Origin of the sequence: Methanolobus vulcani, from assembly GCF_900100715.1 — an archaeon.
In the GTDB taxonomy this organism is placed as follows: Archaea; Halobacteriota; Methanosarcinia; order Methanosarcinales; family Methanosarcinaceae; genus Methanolobus; species Methanolobus vulcani.
The window spans coordinates 109587-134145 of the sequence record NZ_FNCA01000005.1 but is presented as its reverse complement, the minus strand read 5'-3'; the positions used below and the strand labels follow the sequence as shown (position 1 = coordinate 134145).

The 24559-nt window shown below is 39.7% G+C and carries 20 protein-coding genes; 15 read left to right on the top strand and 5 right to left on the bottom strand.

Annotated features, from left to right (window positions below; genetic code table 11):
• Window positions 1-4 precede the first annotated feature (4 nt).
• Window positions 5-1099 (top strand): chorismate synthase, encoded by a 1095-nt coding sequence (aroC, locus tag BLP52_RS08795; protein ID WP_091710109.1) that lies wholly within the window; start codon window positions 5-7, stop codon window positions 1097-1099.
• 47 nt (window positions 1100-1146) lie between these two features.
• On the opposite strand, the gene BLP52_RS08790 is transcribed toward aroC, so the two are convergent.
• Window positions 1147-1959 (bottom strand): phosphate ABC transporter substrate-binding protein, encoded by an 813-nt coding sequence (locus tag BLP52_RS08790; protein WP_238380769.1) that lies wholly within the window; start codon window positions 1957-1959, stop codon window positions 1147-1149.
• A 412-nt stretch (window positions 1960-2371) separates the two neighbouring features.
• Here BLP52_RS08790 and BLP52_RS08785 point away from each other — a divergent pair, with 412 nt between their 5' ends.
• The 11 genes from BLP52_RS08785 to BLP52_RS08735 all read left to right on the top strand — a co-directional run bounded on the left by BLP52_RS08785 (window position 2372) and on the right by BLP52_RS08735 (window position 16788).
• Entirely contained in the window at window positions 2372-3154 is a 783-nt protein-coding gene (locus tag BLP52_RS08785) for a PhnD/SsuA/transferrin family substrate-binding protein (RefSeq protein WP_162272965.1), read from the top strand.
• Between the two features lie 11 nt (window positions 3155-3165).
• Window positions 3166-4971 carry an ATP-binding protein gene (locus tag BLP52_RS08780; RefSeq protein WP_091710106.1) on the top strand — a complete coding sequence of 602 codons (1806 nt, stop codon included), beginning with the start codon at window positions 3166-3168 and terminating at the stop codon, window positions 4969-4971.
• Window positions 4972-5093: 122 nt separating this feature from the next.
• On the top strand, window positions 5094-6056 hold the full coding sequence (locus BLP52_RS08775; protein ID WP_162272964.1) for a phosphate signaling complex PhoU family protein: 963 nt from the start codon (window positions 5094-5096) through the stop codon (window positions 6054-6056).
• Window positions 6010-6444 carry a hypothetical protein gene (locus BLP52_RS08770; RefSeq protein ID WP_091710104.1) on the top strand — a complete coding sequence of 145 codons (435 nt, stop codon included), beginning with the start codon at window positions 6010-6012 and terminating at the stop codon, window positions 6442-6444. Before BLP52_RS08775 ends, BLP52_RS08770 begins: the two co-directional genes overlap by 47 nt.
• Window positions 6445-7038: 594 nt before the next feature.
• Window positions 7039-9057 carry a COG1361 family protein gene (locus BLP52_RS08765; RefSeq protein ID WP_091710103.1) on the top strand — a complete coding sequence of 673 codons (2019 nt, stop codon included), beginning with the start codon at window positions 7039-7041 and terminating at the stop codon, window positions 9055-9057.
• Between the two features lie 375 nt (window positions 9058-9432).
• The gene (locus BLP52_RS08760; RefSeq protein ID WP_091710102.1) at window positions 9433-10437 is read left to right on the top strand and encodes a PstS family phosphate ABC transporter substrate-binding protein; all 1005 of its coding nucleotides are present in this window, start codon (window positions 9433-9435) and stop codon (window positions 10435-10437) included.
• Between the two features lie 115 nt (window positions 10438-10552).
• Window positions 10553-11461 (top strand): phosphate ABC transporter permease subunit PstC, encoded by a 909-nt coding sequence (gene pstC / locus BLP52_RS08755; protein ID WP_091710101.1) that lies wholly within the window; start codon window positions 10553-10555, stop codon window positions 11459-11461.
• Window positions 11458-12348, top strand: a complete 891-nt coding sequence (gene pstA / locus BLP52_RS08750; RefSeq protein ID WP_091710100.1) for a phosphate ABC transporter permease PstA — start codon at window positions 11458-11460, stop codon at window positions 12346-12348. Before pstC ends, pstA begins: the two co-directional genes overlap by 4 nt.
• Complete coding sequence (locus BLP52_RS08745; RefSeq protein WP_238380768.1) at window positions 12341-14509, top strand: type II/IV secretion system ATPase subunit; 2169 nt, start codon at window positions 12341-12343, stop codon at window positions 14507-14509. The genes pstA and BLP52_RS08745 overlap by 8 nt, the downstream gene beginning before the upstream one ends.
• Complete coding sequence (locus BLP52_RS08740; protein ID WP_091710099.1) at window positions 14510-15427, top strand: type II secretion system F family protein; 918 nt, start codon at window positions 14510-14512, stop codon at window positions 15425-15427.
• Window positions 15424-16788: a type II secretion system F family protein gene (locus tag BLP52_RS08735; RefSeq protein ID WP_091710206.1), complete on the top strand. Its 1365-nt coding sequence runs from the start codon at window positions 15424-15426 to the stop codon at window positions 16786-16788. The genes BLP52_RS08740 and BLP52_RS08735 overlap by 4 nt, the downstream gene beginning before the upstream one ends.
• A gap of 47 nt (window positions 16789-16835) precedes the next feature.
• Here the strand turns inward: BLP52_RS08735 and BLP52_RS08730 are convergent, their stop codons facing one another.
• Window positions 16836-17513: an RAD55 family ATPase gene (locus BLP52_RS08730; RefSeq protein ID WP_162272963.1), complete on the bottom strand. Its 678-nt coding sequence runs from the start codon at window positions 17511-17513 to the stop codon at window positions 16836-16838.
• 125 nt (window positions 17514-17638) lie between these two features.
• Here BLP52_RS08730 and BLP52_RS08725 point away from each other — a divergent pair, with 125 nt between their 5' ends.
• Window positions 17639-18757: an archaellin/type IV pilin N-terminal domain-containing protein gene (locus BLP52_RS08725; RefSeq protein ID WP_091710097.1), complete on the top strand. Its 1119-nt coding sequence runs from the start codon at window positions 17639-17641 to the stop codon at window positions 18755-18757.
• Window positions 18758-18774: 17 nt separating this feature from the next.
• Window positions 18775-19836 (top strand): PhoU domain-containing protein, encoded by a 1062-nt coding sequence (locus BLP52_RS08720; protein WP_338011377.1) that lies wholly within the window; start codon window positions 18775-18777, stop codon window positions 19834-19836.
• Here BLP52_RS08720 and BLP52_RS08715 read toward each other — a convergent pair.
• Both BLP52_RS08715 and BLP52_RS08710 read right to left on the bottom strand, forming a co-directional pair.
• Entirely contained in the window at window positions 19804-20208 is a 405-nt protein-coding gene (locus tag BLP52_RS08715; protein WP_238380767.1) for a DUF5658 family protein, read from the bottom strand. The two genes, BLP52_RS08720 and BLP52_RS08715, sit on opposite strands and share 33 nt — an antisense overlap.
• Before the next feature lie 236 nt (window positions 20209-20444).
• Complete coding sequence (locus BLP52_RS08710; protein WP_091710204.1) at window positions 20445-21602, bottom strand: LL-diaminopimelate aminotransferase; 1158 nt, start codon at window positions 21600-21602, stop codon at window positions 20445-20447.
• 188 nt (window positions 21603-21790) lie between these two features.
• On the opposite strand from BLP52_RS08710, the gene BLP52_RS08705 reads away from it, so the two are divergent.
• Window positions 21791-23743 carry a sensor histidine kinase gene (locus BLP52_RS08705; protein ID WP_154717824.1) on the top strand — a complete coding sequence of 651 codons (1953 nt, stop codon included), beginning with the start codon at window positions 21791-21793 and terminating at the stop codon, window positions 23741-23743.
• Here BLP52_RS08705 and budA read toward each other — a convergent pair.
• A complete protein-coding gene (gene budA / locus BLP52_RS08700; protein ID WP_091710094.1) occupies window positions 23683-24525 on the bottom strand; it encodes an acetolactate decarboxylase in 843 nt (280 codons plus the stop codon). The two genes, BLP52_RS08705 and budA, sit on opposite strands and share 61 nt — an antisense overlap.
• Between the last annotated feature and the right edge of the window lie 34 nt (window positions 24526-24559).

The window sequence follows — 24559 nt, the reverse complement described above, 5'->3', positions numbered from 1 at the left end:
CATTATGCCAGGAAATTCATTCGGACATTCTTTCAGGATCACAACATGGGGTGAATCACACGGAAAAGCCCTTGGAGTCGTTGTTGACGGCATACCTGCAGGACTTGAACTTTCAGAAGAGGATATTCAGAAAGACCTTGACAGGCGAAGACCGGGACAAAGCGAAGTATCAACACCTCGTTCAGAATCCGATTCAGTAGAGATCCTGTCCGGTGTAATTGATGGCATAACCACCGGAATGCCTGTTTCCATGATGGTATGGAACAAGAATGCAAAATCCAGTGCATATGATTACATAAAGAATATTCCGCGACCAGGACATGCTGATTTTGCCTACACTGAAAAGTATGGCATTCGTGACCACCGTGGCGGCGGAAGGTCGTCCGGCAGGGAAACCATCGGCAGGGTTGCCGGAGGTGCAGTTGCCAGAAAACTCCTGTCACAGAAAGGCATTGAAGTCTTTGCACATGTAACTGAGCTTGGCGGAGTAAAAGCAAAACCACTTTCATTTGAAGAGATACGCAGCAATGTTGATAGTAATGTTGTACGCTGTGCCGACCCGGAAGCCGCCGAAAAAATGCTGGAACAGGTAAATAAGGCTCGTTTTGAAGGAGACAGCATAGGTGGCATTGTGGAAATAATTGCCACTGGTGTTCCTGCAGGACTTGGAGAGCCTGTATTTGGTAAACTGGATGCTGATATTGCCTGTGCAATGATGGGGATCGGAGCCGTAAAGGGTGTTGAGATAGGTGCTGGTTTTGAATGTGCCGGAATGAAAGGCAGTCAGATGAATGATCCGATTATTCTGAATAACGGAAAGGTAACTCCTGCAAACAATAATGCCGGAGGAATAACAGGTGGTATATCCACCGGAATGCCTGTGATATGCAGGATCGCAGTAAAACCCACACCTTCCATATCAAAGTCCCAGAAAAGTGTTGATATGGCTGAAATGAAAGAGATAGATGTGGAAATACATGGCCGCCATGATCCAACGATCCCACCAAGGATGGTTCCGGTTGCAGAATCAATGATGGCACTTGTGCTTACTGATCATATGATTAGGAGCGGACGTATTGGTCCGGACTCCCTTCTCTAATTTTCGATTTATAATTTAATAATAAATCCTTTTTAATTATTTTATTTTTAGTTGATCGGGAGATATCCAATTTCTTTGATGATCATCTGACCCTGTTCACTCAGGACAAAGTCTATGTACTCGCCGACCTCTCCTTCCGGCTTACCGTTGGTGTAATACTGGAGTGGTCTTGCCAGCGGGTATTCTCCTTTAAGGATAGATTCCTGTTCCGGGTGGAAAGTTCCTTCTGTGGTTTCCAGGCCAAGCATCTTCACACTGCTGTCAGCATATGCCAGTCCTATATAACCGATAGCTGCACTGTCTGATGCAACAGTCTGTACAATGGCTTCAGTGTTTGGTTCGGTTACTGCTACAGGTGCGTACTCTTCATCTTCAAGTACATGTTCCTTGAAAAAAGCATATGTCCCTGAACTGGTATCGCGCACAAGCACTTCTATCTCTTTGTCCTGGCCACCCAGCTCTTTCCAGTTGCTAACCTCTCCCGTATAGATCTTTTTAAGCTGCTCAATTGTTAAACTATCGAATGAATTATTCTTGTTGACTATAACTGCAATTCCATCCCATCCGATTACAGTTTCCGCAGGAGCTATTCCTTTATTCATGGCACTTTCAATCTCAGAATCCTTTATTTTCCTTGATGCCATGGCAATCTCAACTTCACCTTCAATAAAACTGGCAATTCCAAGAGATGAACCGCCTCCGATCACAATTACTTTGTTTTGAGGATGTAGTTTCATATATGTTTCTGATTCAGCTATGGATACCGGTAAAATAGTGTCCGAACCTTTGATAAAAATCTCTTTTTCATTCGTTTTAGTATCACTACTAATGGAATCATTTTGTTCGTTTGATATTGTCATTTCAGTTTTCTCATGATCGTTCTGATTATAAGATAAAAATAAGAAAAATAGTACAATTAACAGAATAATGATGGTAATTATTGCATACTTTTTATTTTGTGACATTAGTGCACCCAGTATTTAGATATTAGTCTACATATATAAAATATCTCTGTTTTCAATATATAGGTGAATTTATATAGTTTAACCTCCAGTTATCAATAAAATATTGTGCCGTAATATAATTACGGAGGTATTTTTAAATATTAATTAAGGCTGTTGGGCTACAGAAATGAAAAACATGATACTACAACGTTGTAGCAGGTATTTTTTTGTACTCTCTCTAGTTATGATATTTTTTTTAATCACTGCTTCCTGTGGATGTTTTGAAAGTGAGGACGCAGTAAAGATCTCCCTTAAAAATACTGAGACTTTGACACAATCAGATATCAATAATAAACCTGTACGTATCGGTGTTTTCGCAATGGCTTCTCCGAAAACCACCATGGATTATTACAATGATTTTCTGGATTATCTATCTGAACAGACTGGTCTTGAATTTGAACTTGTACAACGTGATAATCCTGCCGAGATCAACTATTTGCTAGAAACCGGTTATCTTGATTTTGAATTTGTAAGGGAGGATGACTATATTTCAGGACATGATGATTTTGGTCTGGAGATAATTGCAGTGCCTGTAATCAATGGTGACCTTTATTGTTCTTCATTTGTGATAGTAAGGTCAGATTCAGGTATTGATTCGCTGGAAGATCTTCGCGGAAAGAAATTCGCATTCAATAGTTATCGTTTCAATCGTGGGGATATCGTCCCGGATTACATGCATCCTGTCATAAATGAAACACCTGATGACTTTTTTTCCAGTTATATTTACAGTAACAGTCAGGATAATTTTATAGATATGGTTAATCAGGGTACTCTTGATGGTGCTGAAGTAGATTGTATAATGTGGTCTTACATAATTGAGAATTCCCCGGAAAATTACTCTGGCCTTAAGATCATCCACTCTTCATCCGGACAGCTTGTCCCTGTAATTGCTGTTCATCCTGAAATTGATCAGGATCTGAAAAATGATGTAACTAAAGTTTTGCTTGGCATGCATGATACTAAGGAAGGTCGTGGTGTGCTTGAAAAGATGCATTTCAATATGTTCGTTGAAATGGATCATGGAACATATACAGCATACGGGAACAATTAGTGGGGCATAATATGAAAAAAGGAACTCAGGACATGCTGGAAAAAATGATCTCAAGTATCGATGACTTCAGCATCCGTACGAAGCTTATCCTTACAGTTATCAGCATAATCCTTGTACTCGGTGTTCTAATGGGTTCTTATCTTAATGTCGTACAGACGAATATGATGAAGACCGAGCTGAACGAAAAAGGCATCTCTATAACCCGTAATCTTGCAGAGAATAGTGTGAATCCCATCCTCACCGACAATCAGGTTCGTCTTCAGTGGCTTGTAAAAACGATCAAAGAGAGTGAACCGGAGGTTGTTTATGTTTTCATAACCGATGAGCATGGCGAAGTTCTTGTTCATACGTTTAGCGGAGGATTTCCGGTTGACCTCAGATCAATAAATCCAGCAACAGATGACATTAATACATTGTTGCTTGATACTGAAATGGGATACATACGGGATATTTCATGTCCGATCCTTGAAGGAAATGCAGGAGAGGTGCATGTTGGAATTTCACAGGAAAACATCAGAACCATAGCTGATAAATTTACAAGATATCTTCTTCTGTTTGTACTTCTGCTTCTGATCGCTGGTTCTAATGTTGCATATCTGGCAGGATCAGTCGTTTCCAGCCCAATCCTGCAATTAAAGAGATCCGTGGAAATATTCGGAAAAGGTGATCTTGATCATAAAGCCCACATAAGCTCAAATAATGAAATAGGACAGTTAGCTGATTCTTTTAACGATATGGCAGATCATATTGGATATCTCATTAAGGAAAAGGAGAAGGCATCAAAAGAGATACTTGAAACACGTAATTATCTAACCAAGATCGTTTCCGGAAGTCTTGATGGGATAATTGTTATCGATGACCAGGGTAAGATCGAATTTGCAAATGAAGCATTCATTGAGATATCCGAAACAAGTATGGACATGATTGTTGGATATAATGCCCTTTCCTTTGTTAATGGTGACAATGATATGAGATATTTTTTTAACTCTCCTGATAAGAATATTAATTTTATTAAAGAAATGAATTTCCATGCCGGTAACGGCAAAATGAAATCCGTGACCATGAGTATAGCTGTTGTTGAATATCGGGGAGAACAAAAATATGTTGCAGTTGCCAAGGACATTACTGAAATGAAAAAACTTGAGCAAATGAAACGTAATATCATAGCGAATATCTCCCACGAACTGCGCACTCCTTTGAATATTATGAAAGGCTATGTGGAAATTGCCCTTGATGAGCCGGATCACCAAAAGAGGAATTCATTCCTTGAAAGGTCACTGAAGGCACTTGAAAGGCAGAACTGGATGATACAGGATCTTCTTGAGGTTGCAAGATGTGATGATGAATTGGAGAAAATGGACATGGTCAAGACAAGTATCAATTGTATTATCGATATGGCCTGTAAGTCCATTAATGGTAAACTGGACGCATCGGGGCTTGATATCAGCATAAAAAAAGGTCCTGATATGTTCGTGCACGCTGATCCGGAAAAACTGGCATATGCACTGACAAAGATCATAGATAATGCTTTGAAGTTCACAGACAAAGGTGGCAGCATAGAAATAGGTACTTTCCAGGAAGACCGTGGGGCTGTTGTCTATGTAAAAGATACAGGTGTTGGTATTCCGAATGACCAAAAGGAATTGATTTTTGATCGGTTCTATCAGGTTGATTCCTCATCGACCCGTAAATTTGGTGGTAATGGACTTGGTCTGGCTATTGTGAAAAATATTATTGATCAACATGAAGGACGGATCTGGGTGGATTCCGTTTTGGGAAAGGGAAGCACATTCTATTTTATTGTGTCCGGATTTTAATAATAATGTTCAAAAACCACTTTCATCTATATAGATTACATAGATTATACCTATCTATTAAGGTAAGCTTTATAGGTAAATTCCTGTCCATTAGTCATATCTTCCTTTCGGGTGTGAAAAAGATGGATACAAGAAAAGTACAGATCACGGGAAAATCCACATATGTGGTCACTCTTCCCAAGAAATGGGCACTTCGCTCAAAATTGGAAGCAGGCTCTCATATTTCGATTTTCTATCAGGAAGATGGGTCTTTGCTTCTTAAACCTCCAGGAATTAAAACTTTTAAGAAAATGAAAAAGATAAAGTTCAACAAAGAACTGGAGCATATAAAAAGAGATCTTGTAGGTCTGTATATAATAAGTGATTATCAGACAATAGAAATTGTCGGGGATGATATTCCGGCAGCAGCACGCAGGGAAATAAAAGACCTGTGTCATCGTCTTGTGGGTCTTGAAATGGTCGAAGGTGACGAGAAGAAAATAATCATCAAGAATTTTCTGGACACAGAAGATTTTACAATTGAAAAAGGACTTAAACGGATGTCCTCACTTGTATACCTCATGCTTGATGAACTGGCATCTGTCTTTGAGGAAAATGACAAAGAATTGTGCAGTCATATAATATCCCGCGATGATGACCTTGACCGAATGTTTCTGCTTGTATCAAAACAACATGTAGAGCGCCTGAACCTCAAAAAACCCTCTAAACATGATAACCTGAGTCTTGTGGAGTCATTCTATTACCGGCTTGCAGCCAACGATATAGAAAGAATCGGGGACCACATCTCCAAAATATCATTGCATTTCTCTTATATCACACTGCCTCAGGAAGTGCTTGCAATACTTGTTGATCTGTGCAGGGAGTGCCAGTCACTTTTCATGGACAGTACCGAAGCTTTGCGTGAATCCAACAGCGATATTGCAAATAATGTGCTGGGAAGAGAGGATATCTTCAACAAAATGCTCATAAATGCTGCCCAGCTACAAACCGGGGAGTCCATTGAACTTATAATTGACAGTTTCAGCAGGATAAAGGATTATGCGTCAAATATTGCAGAGTCTGCTATCGATCTATCGCAATTATAGACTCATCCCTCTTTTCCTTTGTGTGGGTGTGATTATTGATTACTCCCTGACATTCTATTTCGCAGGCAGCATTGAAAGGATACTGGACTATGAGTTTAGCCCGACACTGGTCTTTGCGGTAAAACATAATCTGGTTCTCCCGTATCTTGCTTTAACGGTTATTTTCTATTATTTTATGGGATATACCATACTAAAGTTCCTGGAAGATGAGGAGATATACCCTATCGGTGTTTTCATAATTATCCTTATGAGCCTCACACATGTCCTTGGTGGTCTGTCATGGTTTGTGCTCAGTGAGGCATATTCGAACATGATATTCATGCTTTCCATGACATCCATAATCATTGCCATATCGGTATTCGGATATGAGATATTCAGAAGGGGATGAATTCGGATCGTGGTTCATGGATAACTGGAGTTAACCCGAAGGGTCCGGCGAAGCCGGCGCTTTCCCATCAGAAGAAACAAAATGTTTTGCATGATATTCTGGAATATTTTCCACAGGTTTTCTGCAGACTTCTCTCTTAAATTTATAGTCGCTGTAACTATTTTTTGTTCAGAATCATAGGAATGTGCCGCCTGCGGCGGAAGGTTGCTTTGTTTTTAGCTTGCAGGGTTTTTTAATGGAAATGAGGATTAGCAATGATTTTTTCACTCAGATAAAAAGGAGTTGTGTACTGCATTTTTTTTACAATTATATAGTCTATTTAGTACCCAATAGAGAAAATGGTTGTATGTAATTCCTTTGTGCAAGGGATATATGATTACGTGTGTATTCTCAATTTCATGAAGAGAATAGTCAGTTTGCTGGCAGCGGTGGTACTTTCCCTATATACCTTCTATTCTACATGCTGGTACACAGCCTCCTCGTTTTTTAACATGGCTGTACCCTTTGTTTTCGTGACTTTGTCGGGATATGCCCTGCTGATCTACGTTCTGTCCAGAAAAGTATCCAAAAAATCATAATAGCGGAGTGGAGTTTATGGGAAAAACGGAAAAATGCATACTCTGCCTGTTATGCCTTACAGCTTTGCTGCTGTTCTCTTCATATCTACCTCTGGCATCCGCAAATACGGAATGCCCCTGTGGTGACCTTGATGATTGTGTTGAGTGGGTCAGTGCAGGTAGCGTTAGTGTCCAATGGGGTCAGGTTCAGACTGTAGAGGTCAATGGTGAATATTATACATTCAGAGCTGATGATTTTGATAAAGGGCTGAGTGCGGCTTTGATTTCGATAGAAAGAGATGGAGTGGTCAGAAAGGAATTCCTTTTCCTGAATGATGACAGTCAGTTAGATTGGGATCATGAAGTTAAAGTTGAGCTAACCAATATTTCAGTTGATTCATATAAGACACCCTCTGCTAATCTGAATTTGTTTTCCAGAGGCAGGCCAGAACTTGAAATAAACATCAATGCCAGCTCTGAAACAGTTGACGGTGTTAATGTTACATCTAAACAGTACGCACCAGGTGAAGAAAAGACTGTAAATGTCGAAGTGACAAACAACGGTAATGCCTGGATTGAGAATGTAATGCTTAAGGTCGATGTCGCTGGCATGCGAGTACGTTCAAAAGAGGGCTTTGAATACAGGGATGGTAGTCTAAAGAAAAATGTGGGGTGCCTTGAAGCAAATGAAAGTATTAAAATGAATTTTACAGTGGTGGCACCTGAGTGGGATGGAAAGACCTCGCCTTATGATATTTATTACAATATATCTGCAATTACGACAGGCTATGACATTAAAGACGATGTATACGAATTCAATGGGTCTTTAAACTTAAGTTGTACAGATCCCGGTCTTAAAGTAACTCTTGAACTTGTAAATTCAGAAATAAATATGAGTTCATGGTACGTAAAACAGCTCGATAAAAGTACGAGTTCTTCCTCTTCACTTGATTATGAGATAAGGGGGGCAGATGAATATTCATTACTGAGGACTCGAATTTACAATATGGGTCTTTATGCCATTGATGATATGGATATTCAGTTTGTCACAATTCCTGATGATCTTGCGATATCTGAGATATACGAGTCTGGGGATTATTCAACTATGGATACAGATGGCCAGTATTATTTAGGTCAGAAGCTGGTTCCGATTTCTCCGGATAAGTATACTTTTGATAAGGTCGTGGTCACAACCAATTTCTTCGGTGAAAATTTTTCATGGATGTCGGATTCAGTGAATACAACAACTGTCCATGGTCCTCATATTGTTGTTGATAAAAACCTGACAAGATATGATTCTAAGTACACCGTCACTCTTGATCTTTCCAATGATGGTGACCGTGCTGCATGGATCAAGTTAAATGATACCATTCCAGATGATGTGAATTATGTAAGTGGGAGTCTGGAAAAGAGCCTGGAAGGCAGCGATCTGCCTTTGAGCGAGTGGGATCTTAATATAAAGGTGGTTAATGGTACACAATTCGTCTCTGTTGAAGGGGTATTGCTTCCTCCAGGCTCAACACTTTCCATGTCATATGAGTTCTCAGCAGAAGACCTTCCAGACCTTCCTGCTGCAATTTGTGAGTTCAAGTCTTTATGGGGTTATAAGGGTGAGGTTCAGTCTTCATTTTATGTGAGTGGTGCTGAGGTAAAACAGTACTGGAAACCCCTTAATGGTGGATGGATAAGCAATCCTGATGATGCTGTGGAGATTGCTTCCATTGCGGTGCAGGAGATTAATCTCTCAGAGAATACGGATAATGAGCTTTATTCTGTCGATGATGAACTACCTGATACTTCTGATGTTGTACTGGAAGTGGAGCAGGAATCATCTCCTTCATTTTTATCTAAGATCCTGTCTCCGATCACTAGCATCTTTGATAAGGCTCAGCAGTTTGTAAGTAATACCTTTGGAGGTCTTCTAGGTGGTATTTCTTCGGTATTGGGTATGGTTGAAAATTCTGCTGTGGATGCAGTAGAGAATTACCTTTATGCTGTGGTTATAGGGATCGCACTGGTTGTATTCCTTGTAGTCTATACTCTTATTTCGAAGTAATTCTTTATCTTCTCTTTTATTTATTATTTTTTTATTCTGTTTGTTATTTTTTAAATATTCAATGAGTTTTCTGTATATCAGTAGTATACATGTGTATATTTTTTCATTCATCTGCATAAATAAATTATATCGGCATGTGATGAACTTATTTTTGCAGATTCTGATATAGTAATTTTATACAGTATTTTCTCATCTATTTAAACAGAATCTACCGTTGTATATGATTTCATATATAGAGTTATTGCAAATCTATATTGATTATTGCTCTATATACATGACTTGTAAAAAGATTATATATCCTCCATCCAATTAGATGCCAGAGCGATTAAAACCCGCTCTGAATAGGAACATAAAATAAATTGGTGTACGATAAATATGTTTAAGAAACTTTTCAACAATGAAGCTGGAGTTTCACCAATCGTTGCAACCCTCGTTTTAGTAGTGGTCGCAATCGCTGGTGCTGCAGCTGTAGGAACAATCATGGGATCATTTTCAAGCGACGTTTCCAACCAGGCAAATGTTGGAGATTCATCTTCTGCAGCATCAGCTGAAATTCTGGTTGCAGGCAGTACAACAGTACAGCCAGTATCTGAACTTCTTGCTGAAGCATACATGGACAGCCATGCTGGTGTAAAGGTAACAGTACAGGGCGGTGGCTCTGGTGCTGGTGTTTCCTCAGCAGGTCTTGGAATTGTAGACATTGGATCCGCATCCCGTGCAGTAAAGGATGAAGAAATATCCAAGTACCCTGACCTTAAAACATACACAATCGGTGGCAGTGCAGTTGTAGCTATTACCAACGATGCTGCTGCATCCGCAGCACTCACAAAAGCTGACCTTGTAACTATGTACAATGCCGTAGACGACACAACAGCTATCGACACAATCGCTGGTCTGTTCTCAACTCCTGGAGATGTCACAGTCTATCAGAGAACAGAAGTTTCCGGTACAGAAGAGACCTTTGCAACCTACCTCACTGGTGCATCTGATGTAGACGACGCTGTTGTAGACAATGGTGCAACTTATAAATCAGTAATGAAGAACGCTGTTGGTAACGCTGGAGTTCTTGCTGCAGTAAAGGGTGCTACCACTAACACCGTAGGATTCGTAGACTATGGATTTGCAAAGGATGTATCTGGTGTTGAAATCGTAGATCTTGGTTTCACAATCTCAGACTCAAACATTAAGAGTGCAATAAAATCCAAGATGGCTGGTGAAACATCTACAGCTTATGACACTGACCTCTGCCGTCCACTTAACTACGTAATAAACGGTCAGCCAAGCACAGTAGTTAACAACTACCTTACATTTGCAATGTCTCCAGGTGCAATTGACATCTTCCACGAGGCAGGCTACTACGCAATCAACGAATTGGTATAAATAAACTAATTGATAATTTGAAATGATTTGTGCCTTCTGGGCACGAATCTAATTTTTATTTTATTTATTGATAATCATTCTTGCACTACTTTTATAAAACACGTTGAGATCCATTATGGCAGAACATACATCAGAAAAAACAGCTAGATTCGTTTTTCTTCTACTCACACTTTCGACTGCATTTGTTGCTTTCTATTTTATAGGATACATTTTCTATACAGCTTATCCAATATTCGTGAATCAAGGTCTTGTTAACTTCATAACAGGCACTAAATGGAGCTATAGCCAGGGAATCTATGGTATCAGGATCTTCATTATTGGAACATTGATTATTACAGCACTTAGTTTGATTATTTCATTACCTGTAAGTATATTTACTGCAATCTTTCTCTCTGAATATGCTTCTCCAAAAATTGCATCGTTAGTTCGTCCATTCGTAGAACTTTTAGTTGGTATTCCATCAGTAGTTTACGGCATTTTGGGATTGTATGTGTTTGGAAATATTCTTCGGGATTACATTATACCCTTCTTCTCATCTAATTTTGGATATATATTTTTATTCAGAAGCTTAAGTGATGGTTCTGGAATTGGAGTTCTGTTAGCATCCATTGTGCTTGCAATAATGATTATGCCAACAATTACGACAATATCAGAAGATTCCATACGAAGTGTTGCTCGTGAACATAGAGAGGCTTCTTATTCACTGGGAGCAACTCAGTGGGAAACAATCAGGTATGTGGTGCTTCCTGCAGCATTTAATGGTATAACTGCTGCAATTGTTTTGGGAATTATGCGCGCAATGGGTGAAACAATGGCAGTAGTTATGCTGCTTGGCAACACTCCTATTATACCCGGGTCATTGTTTGACACGGGTTATGCTATGACATCAAAGATATTGAATGACATAGGTAATTATGTGTCAATGGACGAACCAAAAAGTGCTCTTTTTGGAATAGCAGCTGTTTTATTTGCAATTGAGATTGTGTTTGTTGGTATTTCAAGAAAACTTGGGGGAAAATTATGATTCGAAAAATCAATAATTTACTATTTAAAAGTCTTGCATATTTAGCAGCAAGTACAACCGTTATAATTCTCCTCATAATACTCGGAATTATTGCTTATGAAGCAGTACCAAGTTTACATCTTGATTTTTTACTCAGTTCGGAGGTAGAAGTAAAAGGGTTCGGAGGAGCTATTGGAAATGCAATTGTTGGAACAATTATTCTCTCGACGTTATCGCCATTAGTTGCAACTCCTTTTGCTATTGGGACTGCAGTATATATGAAGAAGTACATTAAAAAAGGAAAACTTGCACAAAGCTTTAGTTTTCTTATAGATGTGCTATCAGGGACACCATCAATAGTACTTGGTATATTTGGGCTTGTAGTATTGGTTTATATTTTAAAGCCAATAACAGGTGGTTTTTCCTTGATATCTGGTGTTATTGCTCTTGCAATTTTAATTCTTCCTGTAATGGAAAGATCTACTGAAACTGCTATTGATACAGTTCCACATGAATTAGAAGAAGCAAGTTATGCTTTGGGTGCCAATAAATGGGAAACTATAAAATATGTAACTCTACCTTACTCTCTCAATGGGATATTAACAGGCTTAGTTTTGAGTATTGGCCGCGCAGCAGAGGAGTCAGCAGTTGTAGTTCTTACAGCCGGATATTCTCAGTTTTATCCAGAATTAAAGATGGCTGCAAATGATAAATTATTATTTGGTATCAAATTTTATCCCTTCCAAGATTTGGTTGCCGCTCTTCCTATTACAGTATATCATGGATTTGAGTTTCCTAATATGGTTGATCGATCTGAAAGTTTTGCTGCAGCTTTCGTTCTTATTGCAATTGTTATGCTAATTAACGCAACAGCAAGACTAATTGTCTGGAGGCGCAGAATTGGCTAAACTTCAGCTGCGTTCCAGATTTAGCAAAAAGAGACCAGCATCTGAACAATCAGAAATAGCAGGTGATATTGAATCAATCTCAGATACTGAATATGTTTCAGACTTGCTTATTGAAACAATCGAATCAGCAGATGACATGGTTTTTTCCGGCAATGGGCATATCAGCAAAGAGGAAATAATTCAGATATCAGATGAACCTGAAATCCGAGGTGATCAGGAAATATCAGAGGATGTTTTCCTCAATCCTGAAGATGATATTGGTGACTTCTTTTTACAACCAGAGCCTGATATTATTGTTGAGGAATCTGAAGTTTCAGAACCGGGGGATAAAATAGAAAAAAAGAAAAAGTTCGGTTTCAAAGTTGGCAAAAAGGAAAAGAATCCGAAGAAAATGAAGAAATCCTCCAAAAAAGATAGTGCAGAAACTATTGGGGAAGAACAGGATTTAAAGCCTGCAAAAAAGAAATCAAAATTCAATATTGATCTGAAATTTGGTAAAAAAAAGAAGTCCAATCTGGAAAACGAAGATAACGATGATATTACATATGGGGAACTACAGGAACAAGAGCCAACAAAAGAATCTCCAGTTTCTTCTCTTCTCAAAAAGATAGAGCAGGTAATAATCCCCAAACCAGAAATTATAGAAGAAATGGAGTTCGCGGTTGGTGAGATTGCAATTCCTGCTCCCGGAGTTCCGCAAAAGGAAGTCTGCATCACTTATGAAGTTACTTCCAGGTTCCAGTATGTTCATATTGAATTTACAGGGGAATCGCTTCTGTATCAGTGTCTTGAACCTCCATTGGGAGAATCTGAAAAAGAGGCAATGTTCATCATACAGAACGCTTTTGACAAAATGGCACACTCCGAGATCCTTCTGGTAGAAGAGGAAGACCGTGCTGAGGCTCTGAGGGACAGGTTCAACCTCATTGTTGATATCTATCGCCTGAAACTCACAGAGTCCCAGAAGGACAAATTCTTCTATTACCTTCATAAAAAATATATGGGATTTGACAGGATGGACCTCCTGATGAAAGACCCTTATATTGAAGATATCACCTGTAACGGTCCGTATACTCCGCTTTACATCAACCACAGGGTCTACGGTTCAGTTGCAACGGATGTAATCTACGAAGAGATCGAACTCAACAATTTCGTCATGAGGATGGCGCAGGCTGCAGGCAGGCATATTTCCGTACTTGAACCTATCAGGGATGCAACACTTGTAGATGGAAGTCGTGCAAATCTCACACTTGGAAAAGAGGTCACAAAAAGGGGTTCCACATTCACCATCAGGCGTTTCAGATCCAATCCGGTCTCATGCATCGATCTGATGAACTACAAGACATATGATTCAACTGTCCTTGCATATTTCTGGCTCATGGTAGAGTATAAGCGTTCAGTGCTTGCAGCAGGAGGAACAGCTTCAGGAAAGACGACAACCCTGAACGCTCTGGGTGCATTCATTCCACCTGAATACAAGATTGTATCCATTGAAGATACTGCCGAAATGAACCTTATGCACCCAAACTGGACCCAATCTATCACAAGAGCCGGTTTTGGTGGTGGTGAAGGAGGTAAATCGGCAGGTGATATCGAACTTTTTGACCTCCTAAAAGCTGCTTTGAGACAAAGACCAGAATACATAGTTGTTGGTGAGGTTCGTGGTGCAGAGGCAGGTACACTTTTCCAGGCTATCTCAGTAGGACACCCATGTATGGGAACTATACACGCAGGTTCGATTCAGGAATTACTTTCAAGGGTCGAATCCGAACCAATGAATGTTCCAAGGAATCTTTTTGCAAGTGTTGACATGGTCATTTTCAATTCCATGATCAAAGTTGGTGAACATTTCCTTAGGCGTGCTCTGCGAATTGTGGAAATAGTAGAGCTTGATCCTGAACGTGGAGATCTTATCACAAATCCTGTATTCAAATGGAACCCAATTACAGATGAATACGAGTACAGTGGCAGCAGTGCCATGTTCGATGATATCAATGAAGAGTTCGGCATCGATCAGAGTGAACTGGTAAGTGAAATGGATCTCAGGGCGAGATATCTGGAAGGACTTGCACGTGATGGCATCACAGAATATGAAGAAGTTGCAAGGGCCATAAGAAGATATTCACGGCAAAAAGACGAAATGCTGGAGATGACTCATTAAATGGTCAAAACCCAGGATGTAGATGTCCATCAGGTTTTCAATGATGGAAGTACTAACAAGTATATTGAAAAATATAAAATGTTCTGTTATGTCTTTGGTAAGCACATAGACAAAAAACCACAGGATGACATTGCCAAATCACTTTACCAGGCGGACATGGTACTTACTCCCGGTATGTTTATGTCTCTGGCATTGGTTACTGCCGGTCTGGCTGCAGGAATTATTTTCATCTTATCTGTCCTGCTTTTTCGAAATTCCTCATCTCCATTTGTCTACATATCCGTACTTACCTTTCTCACTTTCGGCCTTACAGTGAGCGGATTCCCGTTCATGCTTTACAACAAGGTCTCCAACAAGAACATGAACATAGAGCAGGAACTGCCTTTCACCCTTGGTTATATGACCATTCTTGCAAGTTCTGGCTCTTCTCCGATGGATGTCATAAGGAAAGTTGCAATAGAGGATTATGGTGATGTCTCTGTTGAATTTGGTAAAGTAATGTACCGTGTTGATGTGCTTGGTGAGGACGGTGTAAGTGCCATGAACCACCTGATACGCAACACGTCTTCTGAATCTCTCAGGGCAATATGTATCGATCTTGCAAATGCCATGCAGTCCGGTGGAGGACTACGAACTTATCTGGAAATGAAATCCAGGGAACTCATGGATATGAGGCGGAAAATGCAACAGGAGTTCGTTGATTCTCTGGGAGTTTATGGTGAAGGATACCTGAGTGGCGTTGTCATGAGTGTTGTACTTGTAGTCCTGATGATCGTGGTTACAAGTGCACTTGGAATTGATCTTGGACCATTTACTGCCAAACAGATGTTCCAGTTCTTTGTTTACTTCATGTTGCCTTTCATAAACATCGTTTTCCTGATATTGTTATGGATGAAATATTCAAGGAGTACTCTATGAATATTGAAAAATATCGTCTGACAGCGCAGCGTTATGTTCAGATGCTGACTATACGTTATGATATCAAACGTGAATATCTCACATTAGGAATACCTGTCTTCATTGCGTTAATGATTCTGGCAATGGCAATATTTACCGGTCATTCATTTGTAACAGATGAAGCCGCAGCCGGAGGTGCTGCAGTTAGTGATGAGGCTGCTGCAAAGCAGGCAGCTTACGAGCAACTTGTGGCTGAAATGGAAGCAGCAGATGCTGCAGAAAGAGGCGAGGTGATAGCAACTGAAGAACCGGTTGTAGAGCCTGAAACTGAAAAAGACAAAACAAAAGATGATCTTGATCACATTATGGTTTTTGCTGTACTTGTTGCCATAATCCCGTATTCTATTGATTCATTCATAGAAAAGCGAAATCTGCAAAAGAGAGAAGTTGCTTTCAGTGAGTTCCTGTACAAACTTTCTGAACTAATGCGTGGAGGAATTGATCCTGTAAAAGGTTTTATCAATCTCTCCAAGACCAATCTTGGTGCTATCAGCAGCCATGCACAGGATGCAGCATCATCAATGGTGCTGGGGAAATCCTTTGATGAATCCATGCACAGGATGTCAGATTCAATGAAAAGTCGTCTTGTTTCCAGGTATATAGACGTAGTCGTGCAGGCTGCTTACACTGGAGGTAATGTGGCTGACCTGTTGTTCCGGACTTCCGAGGATATGAGGTCTGTGATTGCCATCCAGAGAGAAAAGGAAGCGAATCTGAAGCAGTATATTGTAATTTTCTATCTTGCCCAGGGTATTATTGTAATGCTGACCTATATACTTTCAACATCCCTGTTGCCTCTGATCCAGGGTGTGGGAATGGAAATGCTTGGCGGTGCCGGTCTGTCGGATATAGACTTTGAGCGTGGTTTCTTTCATATGATCATAATCAATGCTCTCTTTGGAGGACTTATAGTAGGGCAGATCACAGAGGGTGAGATCAAACACGGATTCAAACATTCAGCTATATTGATTGCATTAAGTTATGTTGCATGTGTAACATTGCTGCTTCCGGCAGGTGTAGGTAGCACATACATGGTAACGGTAGCCTCCGGTGATGCACAGGAAGTTATGGGTGGTATTCCATTGCAGCAGCCTATTATATTCAATGTGACCGATGCAGACGGTAATCCTGCTGCCGGTACGTTTGTCAAAATGACGATCACACCTTCCGGAGTGATAACGAGTTCAATGACAAAGGATGATGGAACCGTCACTGTGTCTCCTGTCCCGGGTTCAACAGCAGGTACTTATGTCGTAACAGCGACAGCAGGTGAATCTAAGGGTACAGCAACAATAATTGTGAATGGAGGAGGGGGAGATTAAACCCCTCCTATTTTGTTTTAGAATATAAAAAAGGTAATAAGTTCTAATTAACCAACTCTTTCTCTCATATCCATGGTGATTCCCTGGCTGGTTACATTGTAAGCGATCATCTTATTCAGGGGAATGCTTCCTTTCATTTTAGGAATATTGATGTATCTGTTAATTTTGCCAGCCATGTACTCGGTTCTGAACTGGATAACACCGTCAACCATGGAGCGGATTATCTTCTCGGCTCTTTCAGGGAGTATGCCCATGTCTGCTGAAAGCAGGAATGTGATGTTCTCTTTTCTGCTAATGCTGATAAGTGCTTCAATGGTCTCGGATATGACTTCTGTGTCTTCATGAACGAATAATGCGGCAAACATGTCAATGATGCAGACATCAGCTTCACTTATGTTATGCAGCAGTGATCCGTTATTTTCTCCATGAAGCCTGCTGTAAAGCCTGTGACGCTTATAACACATGTCCAGCAAAGCAACATGATCTGAAAAATTGCCAATGGCTGTAAAAAGCTCGGGTTTTGTCAGAGAATCGAATTTGTTCATTTCATCTTTCAGATCGTTTTCTGAATTTCTGGTAGATATATAGAAAACTTTTTTTCCAGATCTAAGGGCATCTGAAGTGATCTTGTGGAAAAAGACACTTTTTACATCTCCTATGTCTTCTTCTACCAATAGTACCACATTGGAAGGTACGTTTTTTAAACCAAAGCTAGTCAGCACCATCAAAACCCTAAAAGTAATCATTGCTTAAATGGTTTTGGAATAAAATAGCAAAATCAATAGACTATTGGGTTCTATATATATTATAGAAACAAAGTATATAATTGGTAATACAGTTCTCATCAAAGATGGCTGGCAACGATATGAAAGCATTTTTGGACGACAACCGTGGTGTCACTGTTATATTTGGCACTCTGTTATTGATATTGATTACGATAATTGCTGCTTCAAGCGTTGCCTATATGATATCCATAACCCAGAAACAGGCAATGGATCTTGAAAGTCATCAGCAGGCAGTTGAGAATGAAAACCTGAAAATAGTTTCCATTGATCCGCACGGTGATGGTTCTAACTGGGAATCCATTGACCTGAAAATACTCAATCTTAATACGCAGGATTCATACATTTCAGCAATCCGCATTAATGACGGATATTTCCTATATTACCGGGCTTATGACACTGTCAGTGCTTTTGATGTCTACAAGGATTACACTGCAATTTACAGTGCTAATCACAGAGTGCTTGTACCGGCTACAAAGAGTAAAACACTCCATCTTAATTTTTCTGACATTACTCTGAGTGGTTCAGAGGTTATACCTGCATCCCCTTCATGGACCAACACCAGTCATGACTACACTTATGCTCTTGAAAAACATCCATGGGAATCTTTTGGTAAAGTTCCTTATACTTATAATGTAACTTACTCTTCCAATGGAACAAAATGCATTGAAACAAATAATTTCTCAATAGATAATGAAAATATGAAGATAACCTTTTTTGGTACTAACTCTGGTGGAAACCTTACCAATATAACAAATTACAATATTGCTTATACAATTAATTTTACTTCCTATGCAGGTGCAACTCCTTCTAAAAACGATCCTATTAAAGCAGAAATAATAACCTCTTACATTAATGTGTTCAAGGAACTTTTCACACCGCCAATGCCATTAGCCGATGTCCAGTTCAAGGCGGAGCAGGTTCCAACTGGAAATAATAGCTTTACTTATGATAATTATTTGATTCTTGACGCATCAGATTCACTGGATCCCGATGGTTTCATAACAGATTACAAATGGGCAGTATGGGAAGATTCTAACCTAATTTATGACTATAATCTTTCAGGAATGATTGTAAGATACGATCCTCTTTATACAAGTAATGTTACCATCGATTTACAGATAACCGATGATGATGGAATGACTTCCAGACTAAGTCAAGTCTCAGGTTACGTAAAAATTTATTAAGATCATACACAGGAAGGATTTACATAGCAGACAAAAGAAAGATCCAGTTAACAGGTGGTTCTACCTATATTGTTTCTCTTCCCATTGAGTGGGTAAGGGAAGGCGGACTCACAGCCGGTGACACTGTGCTTCTCACAGTAAGGCCGGACAGGTCACTGCTTATTAGCTCTGATCAGAGTAATATGAAAAAGAATGTGCGCTCAAAAGTCGATATGATCGCATCTGAGGATCAGGAAGAGAATTTCAGGTTGCTTGTTGCTAATTATCTTGTAGGTTATGATATAATCAGGATTCTTTCTCCTGGTGGATTTTCTGCTTCAGAACGCAAGTATCTGAAAGAATCTGCCCGCAGGCGCCTTATAGGTATTGAAATTGTAGAAGAAACAAGGACCGAGATAATACTCCAGAACCTTCTGAATTTCCAGGATATTTCCCTTGAAAAGTCCCTTCAGAGTATGTACCGTATCATTTTTTCCATGATGGAGGATTCCGTTGTGGCATTAAAGGAAGCTGATATTGAGCTTGCAAAGGACATCATCCAGAGGGACAATGATGTTGACAAGTTCTATCTTTTGAGTGTCAGGCAGATAAAAGCAGCACTTGATGATTCCACACTTGCAGATAAGATAGGTATAAAAGACTCCAAGGATTGTCTTGGTTATCGTCTTATCGTTAAGCTTATGGAGCGTATTGGCGACCATGTCCAGAGCATATCCCATAGTGTGATACAGATGGATGGTGAAAAAGGAGATAATGATGATATCATTGAAATGGGCCTGCTTTCCCAGAAATTGTTCCAGGATTCCTTTAATTCGATGATGAGCATCGATACAGATCTTGCAAATCACGTGATGCGGACTTCCAAGATGTCAATTGCTCTTGGAAATAAGATTATTCAGAAATCTGAGCACAATGAGAGATCTTATTGTCTTTCAGGTGAGCGCCAGAGAAAAATAATAGAGAGTTTCCAGCGTATATCAGAATATAGTGCTGATATAGCTGAAATGGTCATCAATATGAAAGCTACCCACATCAAGCAAACTTTATCAGAAGAGGCCCAGGCACTCGAACAAGCTTGATCTTACAGTGATTACCATAAGATTGTTGATGACAAGCACAAGTCCGAAAAGACTTACTCCTGTTCTTGACAGATCCCAGAGTTTTCTGGCATATGAATGAACTGATGCTTTGGTAGAACAATAGTTCCAGTAGATAACTGCCAGTATCATGATTTTTACAATTAGCAGTGACCAGAGTCCATGGGTTCCCATTATACCTGAAAGAATGCCATTTTCCTCAAATCCATATCCATTACTCAGGGCATGAAAAGTTGTGAGGAAATCCCCTATTATGTAAAGCAGTATGATGTATCTGGCCTCATGCAGGAAGTCGTATATCGCTTCTGTGTTAAACAATCCTTTGCTGTGTGTATTGATATTATCAGGAAGCATACTTTCTTAGAAGCTTGCTCATGTATATTGGTGGAATGTAGTTATTTCAGGAAGTCATGTTCATAAATTTATTAAATAAAAATAAATAAAATTAAAATATATATTAAAACACGGGATTATGTGTTTCTATATATCTCTTTATACACGATCACGGCTCGTTCTAAAACAAAAAAAGCAAAGTAAGCTTGCAAAAGACAAAATTAAAGATAAGAAAAATAGAGAAAAAAGGTTGAATATCAGATATTCAGTTTGCTCATCCTATCCACGGCTTCATTGATCCTGTCAACAGAGCGTGTAAGTGCAAACCTGATATAACCTTCACCATAAGTTCCAAAGCCGACACCAGGAGTTGCCACAATACCTGCTTCCTCAAGAAGCAGTTTTGCAAATCCCATTGAGTCATAGCCGTCAGGAACAGGTGCCCATACGTAGAATGTTGCCTTTGGAGGTTTCACGTCAAGTCCAAGTTCATGGAGTCCCTTAAGGAGTGCATCTCTTCTTTCCTCATACATAGTGTTCATGTCAGCAACACACTGCTGTGAACTGGAAAGTGCAGTAATACCTGCCATCTGGATAGCATCAAAAGCTCCGGAATCGACGTTTGACTTAACCTTGCCTACGCCTGAAATTATGTCTTTGTTACCAACAGCGAATGCAAGTCTCCATCCTGTCATATTGTAGGTCTTTGAAAGTGAGTAAAGCTCGATTCCCACATCCATTGCACCGTCAACGCTCAGGAAGCTTGGTGCTTTGTAGCCGTCATAGGTCATTTCGGAATATGCATTGTCGTGGATAACAACAATGTCATTATCTTTTGCAAACTGAACAACCTCTTCAAAGAACTTCTCGTCAGCGATTGCTGATGTAGGATTGTTCGGGTAGTTCAGGAACATCAACTTTGCTCTTTCAAGTTTGTCCTTTGGTATAGCATCAAGGTCAGGGAGGAAGTTGTTCTCTTCAACTAAAGGCATGATGTAAGGTTCTCCGCCTGCAAACTGTGTTCCTATCTTGTACACCGGGTATGCCGGGTCAGGACAGAGTGCAACATCTCCCGGATTGATAAATGCAAGTGGTATGTGTGCGATCCCTTCCTTTGAGCCGATCATGGTGAGTACCTGAGAAGCAGGGTCAAGTTCAATTCCTCTACTCTCTTTGCACCAGTCTGCTGCAGCTTTTCTAAAGCTCATCATTCCTGTGTAGGATGGATATGTGTGCGTTTCCGGGTTGCGCACAGCTTCACACATAGATTCTACTATATGTGCAGGTGTTGGCTGGTCAGGGTCACCAACTCCGAGATCTATTACGTCTACTCCTTTAGCTCTAATCGCTGCCTTGGACTCGTCTATTGTCGCAAATAAGTATGGGGGCAATGAGTTTATCCTGTCAGAATACATTTGTTCACCTATAAGTTCAAGCATGTTTTAGCCTAATGGCATCTTATGCACCTCATCTATGATCCGCATCTATTTAATATGATGGTATTAGGCAAATCCTTTCCTTATTTTTTTGTGACAGCCTGAATGCAACAAAATCTATTAATAGAAAAAATATATAATACAAATATATAATACTAAATGGTCATGTGGTGCGGACAATTAGCGATGATGAAAAACTGGACACGCTGGAAAAAAGAGAACGTGAGCTTGAATGTATTTACAGTATCTCTGATCTCTTTGACCTGCATGTGCCTACCGAATCTCTGTTAAAAGGAATTCTTCAAAGATTACCGTCTGCTTTTTCATATCCTGAATTTGCAGAAGTGTGTGCAATTCTGGACGGTAATGAGTATCATACCGAAGGGTATGAGAAACACAGGGATTCATTATCAAGCGAAATACTGGTACATGGGGCTAAAGCCGGCATGATACGTGTTTCCTATAAAAAAGCGCTTCCGTTCCAGGATATAGGTCCTTTTTTGCATAGTGAGCAAAGATTGCTGAACATGGTAACCGCACGTCTTTGCAAGGTCATAGAAAGAAAAAAAGTTGAAGCCGCCTTACTTGATTCCGAGAAAAGATACAGACTAATATTTGACGCATCTCCACTTGGTATCTTTGTTGACCGCAAAGGAACCATAACTCACTGCAACAGGAGTTTTATGAATATTTTCCATATTCAAAAAGCAGATGTAATAGGCTCGGAAATCTTTGATTTTGTAAATGATGATTCACTTAACAGATTACTGGCAGGCTCTTTGTCAGATCAGCGTTCATTCTATGAGAACGAGTATTCTGCAAGGGTATCTGGCAAAGAGATATATTTAAGGTCGTATTATGTGCCTCTCAGAGGGCGCGAAAATATCATAGAAGGTGGTATCTGCCTTATAGCAGACATTACCGCCAACAAGAATTTTGAAGAAGAACTGGAGAACCAAAAGGAACTTCTTACAAGCACTTTCAATGCTCTTCAGGATCTCATCATTGTGGTAGACCGTGATATGAGAATTGTTACAAGTAACTGGAAAGGTGACATAATTGAACCTCATAATCCAGATAATCCTCATCCACAGGTATGTGAATCACTAGGTTCTACTTTAATGCCATGTCAACCCTGCCCGATCAAGGAAGTGTTCTCAACCGGCACTATGAATGAATTTGAACACATAGATCCAACTGATAGTAGGGTCAGGGATTTCAGAATATTTCCGGTCTATGATACCAAAGGTGATGTTATGATGGCTGTAAGCCATATCCGTGACATCACCGAACGTAAAGAAACGGAAGAGGCTCTAAAAAGATCAACTTCCGAGCTGGAACATGCTTATGAGGAATTGAAATCACTTGACAAGCTTAAGGATGAGTTCCTTTCCAACCTGAGACATGAACTAAATACTCCACTCACATCTATTAAAGGATTCAGTGAGCTTCTTTATGATGGCACTCTTGGTGAATTAAATGAAAATCAGATGAAGGCCATTGAGCGTGTGGTCATAAAGACACGCAAATTGCAGAATCTCATTAACTCATTGCTGTTTGTGAGCACCAACCAGAATGGTGATGTCAAATATAACTTCGAGCAGATAGACATTGTTTCAATATTAAATGGTATTTTGACTCTTTCTGCTGACTCTATCAAAGAGAAAAAACTGGCAATTATAACCGATTTTGCATTTGATTCCTGTTTAATTGATGGTGACAGGACTTACCTGCCACAGGTTTTCCATAATCTGATCGATAATGCTATCAAGTTCACTCCACAGGGTGGTAATATAACTATTTTTGCATCAGTAGAAGAAAATACTGTGAACATTGTCATCGGTGATACCGGAATTGGTATTTCAGAAGATGATATACCTGATCTTTTCACAAAGTTCTATCAGATAGATAGTTCTTCAACCCGCAATTATGGTGGAAATGGTCTTGGTCTATACATTAGTAAAGTAATAGTAGAGAGCCATAATGGAAAAATATGGATAGAAAGTGAGGACGGGACCGGAACCGATGTTCACATATCCCTTCCACTGAAGCAGAAAAATCAATTTTCTGCTACTTCAAGGTCGCCCTCATTATCTGCTGAAAGACCTGTGCTCAGATAATTCTCATTTTCCGGCAGTTCCAGGTTGAAACCATCACAACTGTCAATTTCAATTGTACCGGAAGTTATGGTATAATCCAGTATGTGTCCTCCAGCTGTCCTGTCTGCTGTAATGAAATGCAGGTGGTATCCCGGAACATTAATTCCATCAACAAATTCAGGCATCCAGTATCCTACAATTGTACCTTTTGTATCATTGAACTCAAAGACTGACTGGTCCTTAGTTACATCAACAAGTCTTGGATATGGTTTTTCCTGGGCAGCTACACTGCGCGTCTTCATATATGAAAAATTTCCTGTGACCTTTATAGCATACATCAGGTTCTGGCTTGGAAGCATGTTTTCTATGTATGATGCTAATTGCTGACTGTTCATTTCTGTGTTTGTGCTGTTTTCAATGTCAGCTTCAAAGAATGTAACAGCTGCAAAAGGTGATGTTTCCGTGTCCTTGACCTTGTAAACGTTGCCATCAGCCTTTACCTGATATATACTATCATCAAGTTCCAGCATTTCTCCGTCAAGGTTGTCAAAGGTTCCAAGACCGAAATCGCCTTTCTCTTTCAGTTCTCCACAAGTTATTTCGCCATCGTATACTCCCTCAAGAAGTGCGTTGATGACTGAGAACTGGTAGATGGTATCCATCTGTGTTTCAGTATTGGCAATATGACTTTCTCCGCTTGCTTCATTGACAGTTGTATCTTCTGTCTGTTCACTGATGCATCCTGCTCCAAGAATGGATAGTAAAGCCACAAATAAAAAAATGTAAAAGTTTATTTTTTTCATTTTGATTCCTCTAAAACGGTAATCTATAGTTGAG

What these genes read in the sequence shown, in the direction of transcription:
- aroC (WP_091710109.1), top strand. Translation starts at nt 5, where the DNA reads ATGCCAGGAAATTCATTCGGACATTCTTTCAGGATCACAACATGGGGT.
- BLP52_RS08790 (WP_238380769.1), bottom strand. Translation starts at nt 1,959, where the DNA reads ATGACAATATCAAACGAACAAAATGATTCCATTAGTAGTGATACTAAA.
- BLP52_RS08780 (WP_091710106.1), top strand. Translation starts at nt 3,166, where the DNA reads ATGAAAAAAGGAACTCAGGACATGCTGGAAAAAATGATCTCAAGTATC.
- BLP52_RS08775 (WP_162272964.1), top strand. Translation starts at nt 5,094, where the DNA reads ATGGATACAAGAAAAGTACAGATCACGGGAAAATCCACATATGTGGTC.
- BLP52_RS08770 (WP_091710104.1), top strand. Translation starts at nt 6,010, where the DNA reads ATGCGTCAAATATTGCAGAGTCTGCTATCGATCTATCGCAATTATAGA.
- BLP52_RS08765 (WP_091710103.1), top strand. Translation starts at nt 7,039, where the DNA reads ATGGGAAAAACGGAAAAATGCATACTCTGCCTGTTATGCCTTACAGCT.
- BLP52_RS08760 (WP_091710102.1), top strand. Translation starts at nt 9,433, where the DNA reads ATGTTTAAGAAACTTTTCAACAATGAAGCTGGAGTTTCACCAATCGTT.
- pstC (WP_091710101.1), top strand. Translation starts at nt 10,553, where the DNA reads ATGGCAGAACATACATCAGAAAAAACAGCTAGATTCGTTTTTCTTCTA.
- pstA (WP_091710100.1), top strand. Translation starts at nt 11,458, where the DNA reads ATGATTCGAAAAATCAATAATTTACTATTTAAAAGTCTTGCATATTTA.
- BLP52_RS08740 (WP_091710099.1), top strand. Translation starts at nt 14,510, where the DNA reads ATGGTCAAAACCCAGGATGTAGATGTCCATCAGGTTTTCAATGATGGA.
- BLP52_RS08735 (WP_091710206.1), top strand. Translation starts at nt 15,424, where the DNA reads ATGAATATTGAAAAATATCGTCTGACAGCGCAGCGTTATGTTCAGATG.
- BLP52_RS08730 (WP_162272963.1), bottom strand. Translation starts at nt 17,513, where the DNA reads ATGGTGCTGACTAGCTTTGGTTTAAAAAACGTACCTTCCAATGTGGTA.
- BLP52_RS08725 (WP_091710097.1), top strand. Translation starts at nt 17,639, where the DNA reads ATGGCTGGCAACGATATGAAAGCATTTTTGGACGACAACCGTGGTGTC.
- BLP52_RS08715 (WP_238380767.1), bottom strand. Translation starts at nt 20,208, where the DNA reads ATGCTTCCTGATAATATCAATACACACAGCAAAGGATTGTTTAACACA.
- BLP52_RS08710 (WP_091710204.1), bottom strand. Translation starts at nt 21,602, where the DNA reads ATGTATTCTGACAGGATAAACTCATTGCCCCCATACTTATTTGCGACA.
- budA (WP_091710094.1), bottom strand. Translation starts at nt 24,525, where the DNA reads ATGAAAAAAATAAACTTTTACATTTTTTTATTTGTGGCTTTACTATCC.